The sequence below is a fragment of the Bacillus cereus group sp. RP37 genome (genome assembly GCF_040459695.1).
Taxonomy (GTDB): domain Bacteria; phylum Bacillota; class Bacilli; order Bacillales; family Bacillaceae_G; genus Bacillus_A.
In genome coordinates, this window is sequence record NZ_JARVHP010000001.1 from 912,630 (window position 1) to 929,617 (window position 16,988).

Sequence of the window (16,988 nt, forward strand, 5' to 3'; positions counted from 1 at the left end):
AGAATGGAGGAGTGGTTTGTATGCTTAGATTAATGAAGCTTGAGTGGAAAAAGCATCGATTATCTAGTTACTTTAAAAGTGTAGCAATTTGTATTATAGCAATTTTCGCTGCAGTAAGCCTTATGGCATTAGGAATTAAAGCCGAGGGAGACGTGCTCTTCTCTGACTTCACACAGAACATGGCTTTAGCAAATGTTTTTATTAGGATAACATTCATTATTTTTAGTTCGGTCATTTTATCACGTTTAGTAATTGATGAGTATAAGAACAAAACAATGCAACTATTGTTTATGTATCCACTACAAAGGAAAATGTTAATGAGAGCGAAATTAACAATTGTTTTTTGTTTTTGTTTTGTGAGCACGATTATCGCTACTTTTATTATTAGTTTGCTCGTATATTTTGTGAGTCCAATGATGGGACTGATTGAAACGCCAGCTACGATAGGTGAAATAATAGCTATCGTTCCAACTACTATTATAAGTGCATTTATGATATCTGGTATAAGTTTAATTCCTTTGTTTTTTGGGATGAGAAAGAAATCAACACCGACAACGATTACTTCGGCAGTAATAATTGGTATGCTGATTAGTGGTAACGTTGGGGCTGGAAGCAATCAAGTAAGTATGTTTGATTTTATAGCTATCCCAATAGTGCTCTGTTTATTAGGGGTTTTCATTAGTTATCTATCCTATCGTAAAATCGACAAGATCGATGTGGCGTGAAGTAAGATTAAAACAACAATGAACTGGGGTATGAATGTTGAAAAAAATAATAGTAATTGCAATATTATTAATTACAATTGCTAGTGTGGTTTTGGGTTTTAAGACATTTCAGGGGAAAGATTTTAAGAAAGAAAAGTCTTTTGAGATAAATCATATAAAAGAAATAGAAGTAGACAATGAAAACTGGGATATTGAATTTAAAAGTACAGACGCTAATAAAATAGTAATTTCTGCTCAAGGTCAACAAGTGGATAAAATAGATCCTGTCAAAATAGAAAATGATGAAAATAAAATTGTGATTAAGCAAAAACAAAAGGTGACTAAATTTTTTAATGGTTTTACGTTTAGGAAGAAAAATAGTATATCTATAACTGTTCCGAAGAAAGAAATAGATAAAATTGTATTAAATAATAAATCGGGTGATGTGAAAATAAGAGATATAGTAGTAAAAAGTATTGTGACGAAAGGCAAATCTGGAGATGAAATGATTGTAGGGCTATCGGCAGAGAAGGGGGAATTCACATCCGAAAGTGGAGATTTAATGTTAAAAGATAGTTCATTACAAGAAGTAAATATAACTTCTACTACTGGCGATAATTATGTAAAAAATGTAAAAAACGAAAATATGAACATCACTTCAACATCCGGTGAAGTATTACTGAAAGATATGACAGAAGGAAAATCATTATTTGTAGAAACAAAATCAGGCGACATTGGCGTAAGGTATAAAGGTGTTCCGGCTTCTTTAAAGCTTACGGCTAAAAGTAATTCGGCTGACATAATAGTGAATGTAGACGGACTTAAGAAAGATAAAAATACAGAAAAGATAAAAGAAGGAACCATCGGTGACGCAAAAAATGAAGTGAAGATTTTAAGTAAAACAGGAGCGATTTATATTGATTAAAATGTAAATGAAAGGAGGACTATTATGCTACGTTTAATGAAGCTAGAAATGAAGAAGTTTAAGCTTGGCTGGTATGTAAAAGGGGCAGTTATTGCAAATATCGCTATACTGGCATTAATGATCTTTACGAGCATTGTTGCTCAAGTAGAAGGTGATCCAGAAATAAGGGATCCGCAGATGATGTTGTTAACGGCTAGTACATTAGTAAGAGCAACATTCATTATTTTTGGTAGTGTGTTAATCGCAAGGTTAATAATTAGTGAATATAAAAATAAGACAATACTACTTATGTTTTCTTATCCAATTAACCGAAAGAAAATGATGGTTAGTAAGTTGGTTATTACAGCAACATTAACATTTATAACAGTTATTGTATCTAATATCTTAGTAGTAGGAATGTTCTTTGGGATAGATAGCTATTTTTCAATTCTTCCTAATTCATTCACAGTAGATCAATTGATGCGAGAAGGGATAAACCTTGTTCCTTTAGCCGTTGCAACTGCGGGAATGAGTTTAATCCCATTATATTTTGGAATGCGTAAACGTTCAGTGCCAACTACAATTGTTTCATCTCTTATCGTTGTATCAATTGCAATGAATACCAACCCAGCGTTTTCTACAGCAACTTTTCTTCCCCTTCAACTAGCATTGGCGGCAATTGGAGTTGCGATTGCATATTACGGAATTAAAAATATAGAGAGGGAAGATGTAACAGTATGACAAGAATACGTAAAAAAGAGTTGGCGTTACAGTTACACCAACTCTTTTTTGTATATGTATGCTTCGTTACTACTCTGTAAATTTAGAGTGTGTGCTTACATACTCTTGAACTCCTGGAGAAATGTTAAAGTTATTAGGACTTTTATATTACGATAGTAAACTCTCCGTCTCTACTTGTCTCAAAGGAGATTGCATAGCGGTTCATTTTAGCATCGTAAGAAGTATTTTTGACTTCCGCATCTCCCACTGATTAAAGTTTCACTTTATTTCAACGTATTTTTTCCACAAAACAATCATTTAGCAAAAAAATAGTTTCACATGAAACAAATTACAGAAAAAGACAAGATGTGTAAACACCTTGTCTTTTTCTGTTACATTTTAGGAGCTTCCATTCCAGCAGCAGCCCATTCTTCTTTTGCAGGGCCATATACGCCAGGGACTGTTAAGCCAGCTTGTCGCATTAAGACAGTCATTTGTCCGCGGTGATGATTTTGGTGATTGATAAGTGTCATTAAAAATATAGAATTCGGCATAGGGCGGCCAAAGAAGTCATTCATAGTAGCTAAGTCTTTATCAGTCCATTCGCTTTGAAGTGCTTCAACAAAAGCCGCATTCACTTTACGATACCCATCTGCAATTTTTTTAGCTGAAGTTGGTACAGGATAATCTTTCGTTTCTCCTTCAAACTTAAGCCTAGTACCAGATAGCATAACAGGAATTGCCGTCACGATATGCCAAGCAACTCTGCCTAACGTCCAGTGTCCAGGTGCGATTTCTTGTAACAAAGATTCATCTGTTAGTACATCGAGCATCTTTTGAGTAGACTCAGCCTCGTATTTCCATGATTGTAGAAAGCCTTCAATAGTTTGGTACATATTTATCCCCCCTAGTTATGTTCATAGGTTAAATTCGTGAGAGATAATATAATTCCTGTTCCACAAGAAAGAATTCGTTAAGTGTTGTTAAAATATGGAAATGATTAGAAAGTGTTTGTAAAAGTGTCAGAAAACGAATGTGTTGACGATACTTTATTAATCGTTTGGTACAACATTAGTAGTTATGATGAAAATCGTGGGAAGTTTAGAAGGTGGCTTATATCTGTTGCGAAGTTTAAAGCCATTGATTATAAATGAAAAGGTAAAAATTCCAACGAAAAATAAGGGGTTATACGGATATTGCTATGTAAGATTGGAATCCATATGTGTATGAAGGATTTAGAAAAGGAATTTCATTTAACGAGAGAGGCGAAAGTACAAGCAAAAGGAGATAGTATCGCATGTAATAATTATTAGAATGTACGGGATAAATCTATATTTAGCTCCACTGAATAAAGTTTTTCGTTCTTATTTGATAGGTGTTTTTTTATTTCTTACTTGTACTTAAAAGATTGAATTTGAAGGAAGGGATCAACATGTCTTCATGGAGCAATAACATAAATGGATATTGTGGGTGTAATAATCAAAATGGTGTACATGTTGATTCATGCTGTTTTAGTTGCGATGGGACAGTTCCTAAGCTGGGCCCAACAGGTCCGACGGGAGCAACAGGTCCAACAGGAGCGACGGGAATAACGGGTCCAACGGGAGCGACGGGAATAACAGGTCCAACGGGAGCGACGGGAATAACAGGTCCAACGGGAGCGACGGGAATAACGGGGGTAACAGGAGCGACGGGAATAACAGGTCCAACGGGTCCAACGGGAGCGACGGGAATAACAGGTCCAACGGGAGCGACGGGAATAACAGGTCCAACGGGTCCAACGGGAATAACAGGAGCAGCAGGTCCAACAGGAGCGACGGGAATAACAGGAGCAACAGGTCCAACGGGAGCGACGGGAATAACAGGCCCAACAGGAGCGACGGGAATAACAGGAGCAACAGGTCCAACAGGAGCGACGGGAATAACAGGAGCAACGGGTCCAACGGGAGCGACGGGAATAACGGGGGTAACAGGAGCGACGGGAATAACAGGAGCAACAGGTCCAACGGGAGCGACGGGAATAACGGGAATAACAGGCCTAACAGGAGCGACGGGAATAACGGGGGTAACAGGAGCGACGGGAATAACAGGAGCGACGGGAATAACGGGGGTAACAGGTCCAACAGGAGCGACGGGAATAACGGGGGTAACAGGTCCAACAGGAGCAACGGGAGCGACGGGAATAACAGGAACAACGGGAATAACAGGTCCAACGGGAGCGACGGGAATAACGGGTCCAACGGGAGCAACAGGTGAAACCGGAGCAACTGGCACAAGTATAACGGCAACATACGCGTTTGCAAATAATACGTCGGGTTCAGCGATATCGGTACTTCTCGGTGGAACAAATGTCCCGCTTCCAAACAATCAGAATATCGGTCCGGGAATTACGGTTTCTGGGGGAAATACAGTATTTACGGCTGCAAATGCAGGGAATTATTATATTTCATATACAATTAATATAACCGCTTCGTTATTAGTTAGTTCACGCATTACAATTAATGGAGCACCGCTTGCTGGGACTATCAATTCGCCTGCCTTGGCAACCACATCTTTTAGTGCAACAATTATTACGACTCTTGCGGCTGGAAGTGCTATTAGTTTGCAACTATTTGGTTTGTTAGCTGTTGCTACATTATCAACAACTACACCAGGAGCTGTGTTAACGATAATAAGATTAAGCTAAATAATGACTCTCTTATTCTTTTATAGATTAGGAGAGTTTCTACATATAATAAGAAGTTAATGGAGTGAAGCATAGTTATATAAAAGTCAGAATATTATGATTGTAACGTTATGGTGACTATAATATAATGAAAATAACCATCATGAATGAACATTCATTTATCCCGCATTAACGGGCAGTAAGATCCCACCTCAAAATTCAGCGAAAGTAAAGAAGTTAACTGGGTGATCAACTGCCCGTAAAAGCCCGATTTGTTCAACTAATAATCAGTGGGGAAACAACCCCCCCACTGATTAAAGTTTCACTTTATCTTTTATGTATTTGAAGGGGGAATGAAGGTGGAAAAACCATGGTTGAAAAGTTATCCAGAAGAAATTCCAAGTACGATTTCTTATGAAATTCAGCCGCTTCATGGATATGTGGAACAGGTGGCTTCTCGCTATCCAGGAAAGAAAGCGCTTCACTTTTTAGGGAAGGATATCACATTTTCAGACTTCCACGATAAGGTGAAGAAGTTTGCGAATTATCTTCAAAAGCTCGGTGTGGAAAAGGGTGATCGAGTTGCTATTATGTTGCCGAACTGTCCGCAATCCGTAATTGGTTATTATGGTACATTACTTGCGGGAGGTATCGTAGTACAAACAAATCCACTATATACAGAAAGAGAATTAGAATACCAGCTTCATGACTCCGGAGCAAAAGTAATTCTTTGTCTCGATTTAGTGTTTCCAAGAGTAACGAATGTTCAATCTGCTACAAAAATTGAACATATTATCGTAACTCGGATTGCGGACTTTTTACCCTTCCCTAAAAATTTACTTTATCCATTTGTACAAAAAAAGCAGGCAAATCTTGTCGTGAATGTGTCGGAAAGCGAAACGATTCATCTATGGAAATCAGTAGAACGAGAAAGTAATGTTAATATTGAAGTTCCTTGTGATCCTGAAAATGATCTAGCTCTTTTGCAGTATACAGGGGGAACAACGGGATTTCCAAAAGGGGTTATGTTGACGCATAAAAACCTTGTTTCGAACACTTTGATGGGAGCTCATTGGCTATATAATTGTAAAGAAGGAGAAGAAGTAATTCTTGGTGTCCTTCCGTTCTTTCATGTGTATGGGATGACAGCTGTAATGAATTTAAGTATTATGCAAGGATATAAAATGGTGCTGATTCCGAAGTTTGATATGAAAATGGTTTTTGAAGCAATAAAAAAACATAAAGTCACACTATTTCCAGGGGCACCAACCATTTATATTGCTCTATTAAATAGTCCCCTCTTAAAAGAATATGATATTTCTTCTATCGAGGCTTGTATTAGTGGATCTGCCCCGCTTCCTGTAGAAGTACAGGAAGAGTTTGAGAGAGTCACAGGTGGAAAATTGGTAGAAGGTTATGGATTAACGGAGTCGTCGCCAGTTACACATGGGAATTTTTTGTGGGAAAAACGCGTGCCAGGAAGTATTGGTGTGCCGTGGCCAGATACAGAGGCAAACATTATGTCACTTGAAACTGGAGAGGCTTTACCTCCGGGTGAACTTGGTGAAATTGTTGTAAAGGGTCCTCAAATTATGAAAGGGTATTGGAATAAGCCAGAAGAAACAGCAGCTGTATTACAAGACGGGTGGCTCCATACAGGGGATGTTGGTTACATGGATGAAGATGGCTTCTTCTATGTAAAAGACCGTAAGAAAGATATGATTGTTGCGAGTGGATTTAATGTGTATCCTCGTGAAGTAGAAGAAGTATTATATGAGCATGAAAAAGTGCAAGAAGTAGTGACGATTGGAGTTCCAGATCCGTACCGAGGAGAGACAGTTAAAGCATTTGTTGTGTTAAAAGAAGGTACGGAGTGCTCTGAGGAAGAATTAAATCAGTTTGCACGTAAATATTTAGCCGCTTATAAAGTGCCGAAAGTATATGAGTTTAGAGATGAATTGCCGAAAACGACAGTCGGAAAAATTTTACGCCGTGCTCTAATAGATGAAGAGAAGCGAAAGAATGAGGATGAGCAAACGGGCTAAGGCCCTTTCTTTTTGAAAAAATAGGATTGACACTTTTCTAAATAGTCAGTATTATAAGAATATGAATGACTATTCATTCAGTCATCTTCTTGAAGGGGACAGTAAAGTGAAGAAAAATAGACCGAAATACAATCAAATTATTGATGCGGCAGTCATTGTGATTGCGGAGAATGGGTACCACCAAGCGCAAGTTTCTAAAATCGCAAAGCAAGCTGGGGTAGCTGATGGCACGATTTATTTATATTTTAAAAATAAAGAAGATATATTAATATCCTTATTCCAAGAGAAGATGGGAGAATTTGTCGAAACAATTCGTCAAAAAACAGCAGGAATTGAAAGCGCTGTATCGAAGTTATTCATGTTGGTAGAAACGCACTTCGTGCTGTTGTCGCAAAATGATCCTCTTGCTATCGTTACGCAATTAGAGCTAAGACAGTCTAATCAAGACTTGCGCCTTAAAATAAATGAAGTATTAAAAGGCTACTTACAAGTTATGGATGAGATTTTAGAGACTGGTATAAAACAAGGTGAGTTTCAAGCGGATTTAAATGTTCGCGTGGCAAGACAAATGATCTTTGGAACAGTAGATGAAGTTGTGACCAATTGGGTAATGAGCGATCATAAGTATGATCTGGTCGCACTTTCAAAAACGGTACATGGGCTACTTATTGCAGCTTGTGGTTATCGTCAATAATGGGAGGGATCATGTTGAAATTCCTATCTGTAAGAGTTGAAGATCATATCGCGGTGGCGACGTTAAATCACGCACCAGCGAATGCGATGTCTTCACAAGTTATGCATGACGTTACTGAATTAATTGATCAAGTGGAAAAGGATGATAACATTCGTGTTGTTGTTATTCACGGTGAAGGACGTTTCTTCTCAGCAGGAGCAGATATTAAAGAATTTACATCTGTTACTGAAGCGAAGCAAGCAACAGAATTAGCACAGCTTGGACAAGTTACGTTTGAGCGTGTTGAAAAATGTTCAAAACCAGTTATTGCGGCAATTCATGGAGCGGCACTGGGCGGCGGCCTTGAGTTTGCTATGTCTTGCCACATGCGCTTTGCAACTGAAAGTGCAAAACTTGGTTTACCTGAATTAACACTTGGATTAATTCCTGGTTTTGCAGGTACACAGCGCTTACCACGTTATGTTGGGAAAGCAAAAGCTTGTGAAATGATGTTAACAAGTACACCGATTACTGGTGCAGAAGCATTGAAATGGGGACTTGTTAACGGATTGTTCTCTGAAGAATCATTTTTAGATGATACGCTTAAAGTCGCAAAACAAATTGCTGGAAAAAGTCCAGCAACAACTCGTGCTGTACTAGAGTTATTGCAAACGACAAAATCGTCTCATTACTATGAAGGTGTACAACGTGAATCACAGATTTTTGGTGAAGTATTTACGAGTGAAGATGGAAGAGAAGGTGTAGCTGCATTTTTAGAAAAGCGTAAACCTTCATTTAGTGGCAGGTAGTTCAATTATTTTTTTAATATAAATTAACAGAAAATTAAAATTGATAGAATCTTTCTGAAAAACAAGGGGGTAAATGGAATGAACATCTACGTACTCATGAAACGAACATTTGATACAGAAGAAAAAATCGTAATTAAAAACGGTGCAATTTACGATGGCGAAGCGGAATTCATCATCAACCCTTACGATGAATATGCAATTGAAGAAGCAATTCAAGTAAGAGACGCACAAGGCGGAGAAGTTACAGTTGTAACAGTCGGTGGCGAAGATAGTGAGAAAGAACTTCGTACTGCATTAGCGATGGGCTGTGATAAAGCGGTATTAATTAATATTGAAGATGATGTGGAAAATGGTGACCAGTTCACGACAGCAAAAGTGCTTGCTGAATATTTAAAAGATAAAGATGCAGATTTAATTTTAGGCGGAAACGTTGCAATTGATGGTGCATCTGGACAAGTCGGTCCACGCGTAGCTGAAGCGTTAAATATTCCGTACGTAACGACAATTACAAAACTTGAAATTGACGGTACAAACGTGAAGATTGAGCGTGATGTTGAAGGTGATACTGAAGTGATTGAAACTTCATTACCAGTTTTAGTAACGGCACAACAAGGTTTAAATGAACCGCGTTATCCATCGCTTCCAGGTATTATGAAAGCGAAGAAAAAGCCACTAGAAGAAGTAGAATTAGATGATTTAGATTTAGAAGAAGATGATGTGGAAGCAAAGACAAAAACAATTGAAATCTATTTGCCTCCTAAGAAAGATGCAGGAAAAGTGTTACAAGGCGAGCTGCAAGATCAAGTAAAAGAACTTGTATCGTTGCTCCATACAGAAGCGAAAGTAATCTAATAAAATACGAAATTATATATGCAGGAGGGAAAATCTATGGCTCGTAAAGTATTAGTAATGGGTGAAGTTCGTGATGGATCGCTACGTAACGTTTCGTTTGAAGCGGTAGCAGCAGCAAAAACAATTGCAGAAGGCGGTGAAGTAGTAGGTCTTCTAGTTGGAGATAGCGTTGCCTCTTTTGCAAATGAATTGATTCATTACGGTGCAGATCGCGTTGTGACAGTTGAAAATGATAAATTAAAATCATATACATCTGATGGTTATGCACAAGCGTTTTTAGCTGTATATGCGGAAGAAAATCCAGAAGGTATTGTCTTTGGACATACAGCACTTGGTAAAGATTTATCACCAAAATTAGCAGCGAAGCTTGAAGCTGGTTTAGTTTCTGACGTAACTGCTTTAGAGGTTGAAGGTGGAAATGTTATCTTCACTCGTCCAATTTACTCTGGTAAAGCATTCGAGAAGAAGATTGTAACAGACGGTATCTTATTTGCGACAGTACGTCCAAATAACATTGCAACGCTTGAAAAAGATGAGTCTCGCAGTGGTGACGTATCTTCTATTACAGTTGATGTGAAAGATTTACGTACAATCATTCAAGATGTTGTCCGTAAAACAGCAGAAGGTGTTGATCTTTCTGAAGCGAAAGTTATTATCGCTGGCGGACGCGGTGTGAAGAGTGAAGAAGGCTTTAAACCATTAAAAGAGTTAGCTGACGTACTAGGCGGTGCTGTTGGGGCATCTCGTGGTGCTTGTGACGCTGAGTATTGCGATTACTCATTACAAATTGGTCAAACTGGTAAAGTTGTTACGCCAGACTTATACATTGCATGTGGTATTTCTGGTGCGATTCAGCATTTAGCTGGTATGTCTAACTCAAAAATAATCGTTGCGATTAATAAAGATCCAGAAGCAAGTATCTTCAAAGTAGCTGACTACGGTATTGTCGGTGATTTATTCGAAGTCTTACCTCTTTTAACAGAAGAGTTTAAAAAGTTAAAAGTACATTCATGATTTAAGTACCCTTGAGTTCCAAGTGAAGTACCCCTATATATAGAAAAAGGTGAGAGATCCCCTGTCTCTCATCTTTTTAGTATTTCATCCGTATTTTTATATAGTATAAAGGGGCATTTTTTTGTTACAATACATAACGATACATATTATTCGCCACGTATATAAGTTAATGATATACTCTTGGTAGAATATACTTGAAGGAGGAAATAAAATGGCAATTGTAAATGCAAATGACCAAAGCTTCGCAGCTGAAACTAGCGAAGGTGTTGTATTATTAGATTTCTGGGCACCTTGGTGTGGACCTTGTAAAATGATCGCTCCTGTATTAGAGGAAATCGATGCAGAACTAGGCGAAAAAGTAAAAGTAGTAAAAGTAGACGTTGATGAAAATCAAGAAACTGCTCGTCAATTCGAAGTAATGAGCATTCCAGCTCTTTTCGTATTAAAAGACGGTAAAGTAGTTGATCAAGCGTTAGGTTACAAACCGAAAGAAGCGTTAGTAGAATTAGTTTCTAAACACTTCTAAAATAAAGGGGCTGCCATTTGGTAGCTTTTTTTATTTTCCTTTTTTACACCTTTCCGTTACAATAAAAGAACGTATGTTGGGTGTTTTGGCATAGTATGTTTTCATGTGAAAATAAAAATGCTAAGCATGTAGAAATGGAGGGTGACGAGTGCACGAACATTTAAAAGAGAAGCTGGCTATTTTACCAGATCAACCTGGTTGTTATTTAATGAAAGATAAGCAAGGAACGGTTATATATGTCGGAAAGGCAAAAGTGCTTAAAAATCGTGTGCGCTCGTACTTTACTGGTTCGCATGATGGGAAAACACTGCGGCTTGTCGGAGAAATTGTAGATTTTGAATATATTGTAACTTCCTCAAATCTAGAGGCTCTCATTTTAGAGTTAAATTTAATAAAAAAACATGATCCAAAATATAATATTCAATTAAAAGATGATAAAACATATCCTTTTATTAAAATTACAGCTGAAAAACAGCCGCGATTACTCATTACGCGAAACGTAAAAAAGGATAAAGGAAAGTATTTTGGACCTTATCCGAATGCACAATCAGCTCACGAAACGAAAAAACTGCTAGATCGTATGTACCCGCTTCGTAAGTGCTCAAATATGCCCGATAAAGTTTGTTTATATTATCATATGGGTCAATGTTTAGCACCTTGTGTGAAAGAAGTGACGGAAGAACAAAACAAAGAAATTGTAGATGAAATTATTAAGTTTTTAAATGGTGGACATAAAGAAGTTCGCTCAGAATTAGAAACAAAGATGTATGAAGCTTCAGAGAAACTAGAATTTGAACGTGCAAAAGAGTTACGTGATCAAATTGCTCATATTGATGCAATTATGGAAAAACAAAAGATGATTATGAGTGACTTAGTAGATCGTGATGTGTTTGGATATGCAGTTGATAAAGGATGGATGTGTGTTCAAGTTTTCTTCGTTCGAAAAGGAAAGCTAATTGAGCGTGATGTTTCTATGTTTCCAATTTACGATGAACCAGAAGAAGGATTTTTAACGTTTATCGGTCAATTTTATGAAAACAGCAGTCATTTTAAGCCGAAGGAAATTGTCGTTCCAGGAAGTATAGACTCAGAATTAGTAGAGCGCTTTTTAGAAGTTGAAGCGACACAGCCGAAACGTGGTAAGAAAAAAGATCTTGTAGAATTGGCAAATAAAAATGCGAAGATTGCTCTTGAAGAGAAATTCTATTTAATTGAACGTGATGAAGAGCGAACGATTAAGGCGGTAGATCATTTAGGAAAGCAGCTCGGAATTGAAACACCGTATCGTATTGAAGCATTTGATAACTCAAATATTCAAGGAACAAATCCAGTTTCCGCAATGATTGTTTTTATCGATGGGAAACCAGCAAAGAAAGAGTACAGGAAATATAAAATTAAAACGGTTCAAGGACCGGATGATTATGAGTCTATGAGAGAAGTTGTGAGACGCCGTTATACAAGGGCCCTTAAAGAGAGTTTACCATTACCAGATTTAATCATTATTGATGGCGGAAAAGGCCATCTGGCAGCTGTAAGTGATGTTCTAGAAAATGAGCTTGGGTTATATATTCCGATGGCAGGTCTTGTAAAAGATGACAAACATAAAACTTCCCATTTAATTATTGGGGATCCACCTGAACCTGTGATGCTTGAGAGGAATAGCCAAGAATTTTATTTATTGCAGCGCATTCAAGATGAAGTGCATCGATTTGCGATTACATTCCATCGTCAATTACACGGGAAATCTGTTATTCAATCAGCACTGGATGATATTCCAGGAATCGGTGATAAACGGAAAAAGGTATTGTTAAAACATTTTGGTTCATTAAAGAAGATGAAAGAAGCTTCGGTAGCAGAATTTGTCGAAGCGGGTATGCCGAAAAATGTCGCGGAAACAATTTATACGTATTTAACAGATAAGAAGACGTTGTAGTTTACAATGTCTTCTATTTTTTGTTATAATTTCTGAAGATTTAAAATAAATTGATGTGAATGAAAATACAAAAAAGTCAACTAAACTGATATGTCTAGTTGACTGCAGGTAATGCCTTACACTTCAATGAGATCTTTTATATCCCATTTCACAAGAAATGTAATAGAGTCAGAACGTTTTTTCTTTTCTTCGTATGACTCTGCAACGACGTTCCGTTGCTTTTGAATTTGTTCAGCGATGAATCCAGCTTCTAGTTGATAAGAAGAATGCCTTTTTTGTTTTTGACGTTCTGCAATGAGTGTGCCTTTAAGTTGGAACTGCATTTCACGACGCTTATGTTCAATAATGCTTAAAGTGCCCCAGCCAGCTTTTTCAAAGAACTGAATGACTTCTTCAATTGTTTCTAGTGGATATTTTCTTGCAAGGTTTCTACCAGACCAGTATAAAATACCATCTAAATCGTTGCCGATTAAATCAGGTAGTAATTCTTCACGTAGCAATTCATAAGCGAAGGCGTTCAATGAAACATCTTCTAAAGATGTTATATCGATTGTATTTTTACTCACAATATTCCCCTCTTTCTATAGGGATTATTATATAACATTTTTCATTTATAAAAACAGATTTTTCTTTAGGTAAATCTGAATATCTAAGAAGAAAAAAAGAATTGGCAAATTATATGCAAATTATGTATACGTTTTCTTGACGCTTCGACAAAAATAGGGGTAAAATGAACTTGTTATCAAATTATGCTGAAATATTTCGAATAATTTTTTCAGTTTTTCTTATGCCAATAGTGAAAAAACATTATTGTTATAAATTAATCTGAAAACAGCAGTCAAACATTCAAGGGGGTAATGGGGACATGAAAGGCCGCGAGTATACGTTTCGTAAGTGGCACTCATTAATGGGGGTCATCCCGGTTGGTGTCTTTTTGACGCAACATCTAATTGTAAACAACTTTGCAACAAGAGGAGCAGAGGCTTTTAACAAAGCTGCAGGCTTTATGGAGCTCCTTCCATTCCGGTATGCGCTAGAAATTTTCATCATCTTTTTACCGATACTGTACCATGCTATATATGGCTTATATATTGCATTTACAGCTAAGAACAATGCGGTTTCTTACGGTTATTTCCGTAACTGGATGTTCGTCTTCCAAAGAATTTCAGGTATCGTTACGCTGATTTTCATTTCTTGGCACGTCTGGGAAACTCGTATTCAAGCAATGTTAGGTAAAGAGGTAAACTATGATATGATGGCAGATATTTTAAACAATCCAGCTATGTTTGCATTCTACTTAGTTGGTGTTGTTTCAACAATTTTCCACTTTGCAAATGGACTATGGACATTCTGCATCAGCTGGGGAATTACAGTATCTCCACGTTCACAAAGAATCTCTACTTATGTAACATTAGCTATTTTCTTAGGTCTATCTTATGTAGGTGTGAGTGCATTATTAGCGTTCATCGATCCACAGCTAGCAAATCAGTAAGGAGTGGGAGAGCATGAAAGGGAAACTTATAGTAGTCGGCGGTGGCTTGGCTGGCTTAATGGCAACGATTAAAGCGGCAGAAGCAGGAGTAAATGTTGAACTGTTTTCTTTAGTACCAGTAAAACGTTCACATTCTGTATGTGCTCAGGGCGGAATTAACGGTGCCGTAAATACGAAAGGTGAAGGGGATTCTCCATGGATCCACTTTGACGATACAATTTATGGTGGGGACTTCTTAGCGAACCAACCACCAGTTAAAGCAATGTGTGAAGCAGCACCTGGTATCATTCATTTAATGGACCGTATGGGTGTTATGTTCAACCGTACGGAAGAAGGACTTCTTGATTTCCGTCGATTTGGTGGAACGCAACATCACCGTACAGCATTTGCTGGTGCAACAACTGGACAGCAATTACTTTACGCATTAGATGAGCAAGTACGTCGTCACGAAGTAGCAGGACTTGTAACGAAATATGAAGGTTGGGATTTCTTACGAGCTGTTGTTGATGATGAAGGTGTGTGCCGAGGAATCGTTGCACAAGACTTACAAACTATGGAGATTAAAAGTTTCCAAGCTGATGCCGTGATTATGGCAACAGGGGGCCCTGGTATCATCTTCGGAAAATCAACAAACTCCATTATTAATACAGGTACAGCAGCGTCGGCTGTATATCAACAAGGCGCTTATTATGCAAATGGTGAGTTCATTCAAATTCACCCAACGGCAATTCCAGGAGACGATAAATTACGTCTTATGAGTGAATCTGCACGTGGTGAAGGTGGACGTGTTTGGACATATAAAGATGGTAAACCATGGTACTTCTTAGAAGAAAAATATCCAGCTTACGGAAACCTTGTACCTCGTGATATCGCAACGCGTGAAATCTTTGATGTTTGCGTAGAGCAAAAACTAGGTATTAACGGTGAAAACATGGTGTACTTAGATCTTTCTCATAAAGATCCGAAAGAACTAGATATTAAACTTGGTGGAATCATTGAAATCTATGAGAAATTTACAGGTGACGATCCTCGTAAACTACCAATGAAAATCTTCCCAGCTGTTCACTATTCAATGGGCGGACTATGGGTTGACTATAAGCAAATGACGAGTATTCCAGGTTTATTTGCAGCAGGTGAGTGTGATTATTCTATGCACGGTGGTAACCGCCTTGGTGCAAACTCACTATTATCAGCAATTTACGGTGGTATGGTAGCAGGACCAAATGCAATTGAATATATGAAAGGTCTTTCTAAATCATCAGATGCTGTTTCATCTACTGTATATGAGCAAAATGAATTAATCGAAACAGAGAAATTTAACAATATTTTAACGATGGATGGTAACGAAAATGCGTATGTTCTTCATAAAGAGCTTGGAGAATGGATGACAGATAACGTTACAGTAGTTCGTGAAAATAAAAAGTTACTAGAAACTGATGCGAAAATCGAAGAGTTAATGGCACGTTACAAACGCATTAACATTAACGATACAGCAAGATGGAGTAACCAAGGTGCTTCATTTACACGTCAACTTGCAAATATGTTTGAGTTAGCACGTGTTATTACAATTGGCGCATATAACCGTAATGAGAGCCGCGGGGCGCATTACAAACCTGAATTCCCAAATCGTGATGATGCAAACTTCTTAAAAACTACGATGGCAAAATTTGAAGGAGAAGGAAATGCACCAGCATTCCATTACGAAGACGTTGACGTTTCATTAATTAAACCACGTAAACGTGATTATTCTTCAAAACATGATGTAGCTGCTAAGGGTGAAGAGAAGGGGGATAAGCAACATGTCTGAGAAAACAATCCGCCTCATCATTACGAGACAAGATGGACCAGATGCACAAGAGTTTGACCAAGAGTTTGAAATTCCATATCGTCCAAATATGAACATTATTTCGGCACTGATGGAAATTCGTCGTAATCCTGTTGATGCAAAAGGAAACCAGACGACTCCGATTGCATGGGATATGAACTGTTTAGAAGAAGTATGTGGTGCTTGTTCGATGGTGATTAACGGAAAGCCACGTCAATCATGTACAGCTCTTATTGACCAGTTAGAACAACCAATTCGCTTAAAGCCGATGAAGACATTCCCGGTTGTACGTGACTTACAAGTTGACCGTAGCCGTATGTTTAATGCGTTAAAACGCGTTAAAGCTTGGATTCCAATTGATGGCACGTATGACTTAGGACCAGGACCAAGAATGCCTGAGAAGAAACGTCAATGGGCGTATGAGCTTTCAAAATGTATGACATGTGGCGTATGCTTAGAATCATGTCCAAACGTAAATAGTAAATCTGACTTTATTGGACCAGCACCGTTATCACAAGCTCGTTTATTCAACTCACATCCAACGGGTGAAATGCATAAAGCAGATCGCTTACGTGCAATTATGGGAGATGGAGGACTTGCAAACTGTGGTAACTCTCAAAACTGTGTGCAATCATGTCCAAAGGGTATTCCATTAACAACTTCAATTGCGGCATTAAACCGTGATACAACAATTCAATCGTTCAAAGATTTCTTTGGTAGCGACAATAACTATTAATAAATATGCCTCTTCATGTTGAAGAGGCAATATTTATAACTTTATTTTTCTGTTTATTCTGTTTATTTTAAGGACGAAAAGGAGAGGGAA

Annotated in this window: 16 protein-coding genes and 2 pseudogenes; 15 read left to right on the plus strand and 3 right to left on the minus strand. The window is 37.9% G+C overall.

Features of this window, described 5'->3' with window-relative positions; translation table 11 throughout:
* Positions 1–20: 20 nt before the first annotated feature.
* Genes QCI44_RS04845 through QCI44_RS04855 form a run of 3 tightly spaced genes read left to right on the plus strand, consistent with a single transcriptional unit; the run spans position 21 to position 2,349 of the window.
* Entirely contained in the window at positions 21–725 is a 705-nt protein-coding gene (locus QCI44_RS04845) for an ABC transporter permease (RefSeq protein WP_098985959.1), read from the plus strand.
* A gap of 34 nt (positions 726–759) precedes the next feature.
* Positions 760–1,629 carry a DUF4097 family beta strand repeat-containing protein gene (locus tag QCI44_RS04850; RefSeq protein WP_016135416.1) on the plus strand — a complete coding sequence of 290 codons (870 nt, stop codon included), beginning with the start codon at positions 760–762 and terminating at the stop codon, positions 1,627–1,629.
* Positions 1,630–1,653: 24 nt separating this feature from the next.
* Entirely contained in the window at positions 1,654–2,349 is a 696-nt protein-coding gene (locus tag QCI44_RS04855) for an ABC transporter permease (protein ID WP_016135415.1), read from the plus strand.
* A 69-nt stretch (positions 2,350–2,418) separates the two neighbouring features.
* Here QCI44_RS04855 and QCI44_RS04860 read toward each other — a convergent pair.
* Both QCI44_RS04860 and QCI44_RS04865 read right to left on the minus strand, forming a co-directional pair.
* A pseudogene (locus QCI44_RS04860) lies at positions 2,419–2,590 on the minus strand (YfjL-like protein); the annotation flags it as partial.
* Between the two features lie 130 nt (positions 2,591–2,720).
* On the minus strand, positions 2,721–3,224 hold the full coding sequence (locus QCI44_RS04865; protein ID WP_016135414.1) for a DinB family protein: 504 nt from the start codon (positions 3,222–3,224) through the stop codon (positions 2,721–2,723).
* A gap of 120 nt (positions 3,225–3,344) precedes the next feature.
* Here QCI44_RS04865 and QCI44_RS04870 point away from each other — a divergent pair.
* From QCI44_RS04870 to uvrC, 9 genes and pseudogenes are all read left to right on the plus strand, one after another.
* A pseudogene (locus QCI44_RS04870) lies at positions 3,345–3,479 on the plus strand (sigma factor); the annotation flags it as partial.
* Between the two features lie 281 nt (positions 3,480–3,760).
* On the plus strand, positions 3,761–5,014 hold the full coding sequence (locus tag QCI44_RS04875) for a BclA C-terminal domain-containing protein (protein WP_353811020.1): 1,254 nt from the start codon (positions 3,761–3,763) through the stop codon (positions 5,012–5,014).
* A 338-nt stretch (positions 5,015–5,352) separates the two neighbouring features.
* Positions 5,353–7,038: a long-chain-fatty-acid--CoA ligase gene (locus QCI44_RS04880; protein WP_353811021.1), complete on the plus strand. Its 1,686-nt coding sequence runs from the start codon at positions 5,353–5,355 to the stop codon at positions 7,036–7,038.
* A gap of 106 nt (positions 7,039–7,144) precedes the next feature.
* Positions 7,145–7,732, plus strand: a complete 588-nt coding sequence (locus QCI44_RS04885) for a fatty acid metabolism transcriptional regulator FadR (RefSeq protein ID WP_080117847.1) — start codon at positions 7,145–7,147, stop codon at positions 7,730–7,732.
* Between the two features lie 11 nt (positions 7,733–7,743).
* A complete protein-coding gene (locus tag QCI44_RS04890) occupies positions 7,744–8,520 on the plus strand; it encodes an enoyl-CoA hydratase (RefSeq protein ID WP_000911291.1) in 777 nt (258 codons plus the stop codon).
* Between the two features lie 78 nt (positions 8,521–8,598).
* Positions 8,599–9,372: an electron transfer flavoprotein subunit beta gene (gene etfB / locus QCI44_RS04895; protein WP_001029031.1), complete on the plus strand. Its 774-nt coding sequence runs from the start codon at positions 8,599–8,601 to the stop codon at positions 9,370–9,372.
* A gap of 36 nt (positions 9,373–9,408) precedes the next feature.
* Entirely contained in the window at positions 9,409–10,386 is a 978-nt protein-coding gene (gene etfA, locus QCI44_RS04900) for an electron transfer flavoprotein subunit alpha (RefSeq protein WP_016086063.1), read from the plus strand.
* Positions 10,387–10,597: 211 nt separating this feature from the next.
* Positions 10,598–10,912: a thioredoxin gene (trxA, locus tag QCI44_RS04905; RefSeq protein ID WP_001018943.1), complete on the plus strand. Its 315-nt coding sequence runs from the start codon at positions 10,598–10,600 to the stop codon at positions 10,910–10,912.
* A 148-nt stretch (positions 10,913–11,060) separates the two neighbouring features.
* Entirely contained in the window at positions 11,061–12,845 is a 1,785-nt protein-coding gene (gene uvrC / locus QCI44_RS04910) for an excinuclease ABC subunit C (protein WP_016135409.1), read from the plus strand.
* A 116-nt stretch (positions 12,846–12,961) separates the two neighbouring features.
* On the opposite strand, the gene QCI44_RS04915 is transcribed toward uvrC, so the two are convergent.
* The gene (locus QCI44_RS04915) at positions 12,962–13,411 is read right to left on the minus strand and encodes a YslB family protein (RefSeq protein WP_000042214.1); all 450 of its coding nucleotides are present in this window, start codon (positions 13,409–13,411) and stop codon (positions 12,962–12,964) included.
* Between the two features lie 299 nt (positions 13,412–13,710).
* Between QCI44_RS04915 and sdhC the strand changes: the two genes are divergently transcribed.
* Genes sdhC through sdhB form a run of 3 tightly spaced genes read left to right on the plus strand, consistent with a single transcriptional unit; the run spans position 13,711 to position 16,898 of the window.
* Positions 13,711–14,337, plus strand: coding sequence for a succinate dehydrogenase cytochrome B558 (sdhC, locus tag QCI44_RS04920; RefSeq protein ID WP_000678354.1), 627 nt, complete (start codon positions 13,711–13,713; stop codon positions 14,335–14,337).
* A 13-nt stretch (positions 14,338–14,350) separates the two neighbouring features.
* Positions 14,351–16,144: a succinate dehydrogenase flavoprotein subunit gene (gene sdhA / locus QCI44_RS04925; RefSeq protein ID WP_016086065.1), complete on the plus strand. Its 1,794-nt coding sequence runs from the start codon at positions 14,351–14,353 to the stop codon at positions 16,142–16,144.
* Positions 16,137–16,898, plus strand: a complete 762-nt coding sequence (sdhB, locus tag QCI44_RS04930; RefSeq protein ID WP_016086066.1) for a succinate dehydrogenase iron-sulfur subunit — start codon at positions 16,137–16,139, stop codon at positions 16,896–16,898. The genes sdhA and sdhB overlap by 8 nt, the downstream gene beginning before the upstream one ends.
* Positions 16,899–16,988: the final 90 nt, after the last annotated feature.

What these genes read in the sequence shown, in the direction of transcription:
- QCI44_RS04845 (WP_098985959.1), top strand. Translation starts at nt 21, where the DNA reads ATGCTTAGATTAATGAAGCTTGAGTGGAAAAAGCATCGATTATCTAGT.
- QCI44_RS04850 (WP_016135416.1), top strand. Translation starts at nt 760, where the DNA reads ATGTTGAAAAAAATAATAGTAATTGCAATATTATTAATTACAATTGCT.
- QCI44_RS04855 (WP_016135415.1), top strand. Translation starts at nt 1,654, where the DNA reads ATGCTACGTTTAATGAAGCTAGAAATGAAGAAGTTTAAGCTTGGCTGG.
- QCI44_RS04865 (WP_016135414.1), bottom strand. Translation starts at nt 3,224, where the DNA reads ATGTACCAAACTATTGAAGGCTTTCTACAATCATGGAAATACGAGGCT.
- QCI44_RS04875 (WP_353811020.1), top strand. Translation starts at nt 3,761, where the DNA reads ATGTCTTCATGGAGCAATAACATAAATGGATATTGTGGGTGTAATAAT.
- QCI44_RS04890 (WP_000911291.1), top strand. Translation starts at nt 7,744, where the DNA reads ATGTTGAAATTCCTATCTGTAAGAGTTGAAGATCATATCGCGGTGGCG.
- etfB (WP_001029031.1), top strand. Translation starts at nt 8,599, where the DNA reads ATGAACATCTACGTACTCATGAAACGAACATTTGATACAGAAGAAAAA.
- etfA (WP_016086063.1), top strand. Translation starts at nt 9,409, where the DNA reads ATGGCTCGTAAAGTATTAGTAATGGGTGAAGTTCGTGATGGATCGCTA.
- trxA (WP_001018943.1), top strand. Translation starts at nt 10,598, where the DNA reads ATGGCAATTGTAAATGCAAATGACCAAAGCTTCGCAGCTGAAACTAGC.
- sdhC (WP_000678354.1), top strand. Translation starts at nt 13,711, where the DNA reads ATGAAAGGCCGCGAGTATACGTTTCGTAAGTGGCACTCATTAATGGGG.
- sdhA (WP_016086065.1), top strand. Translation starts at nt 14,351, where the DNA reads ATGAAAGGGAAACTTATAGTAGTCGGCGGTGGCTTGGCTGGCTTAATG.
- sdhB (WP_016086066.1), top strand. Translation starts at nt 16,137, where the DNA reads ATGTCTGAGAAAACAATCCGCCTCATCATTACGAGACAAGATGGACCA.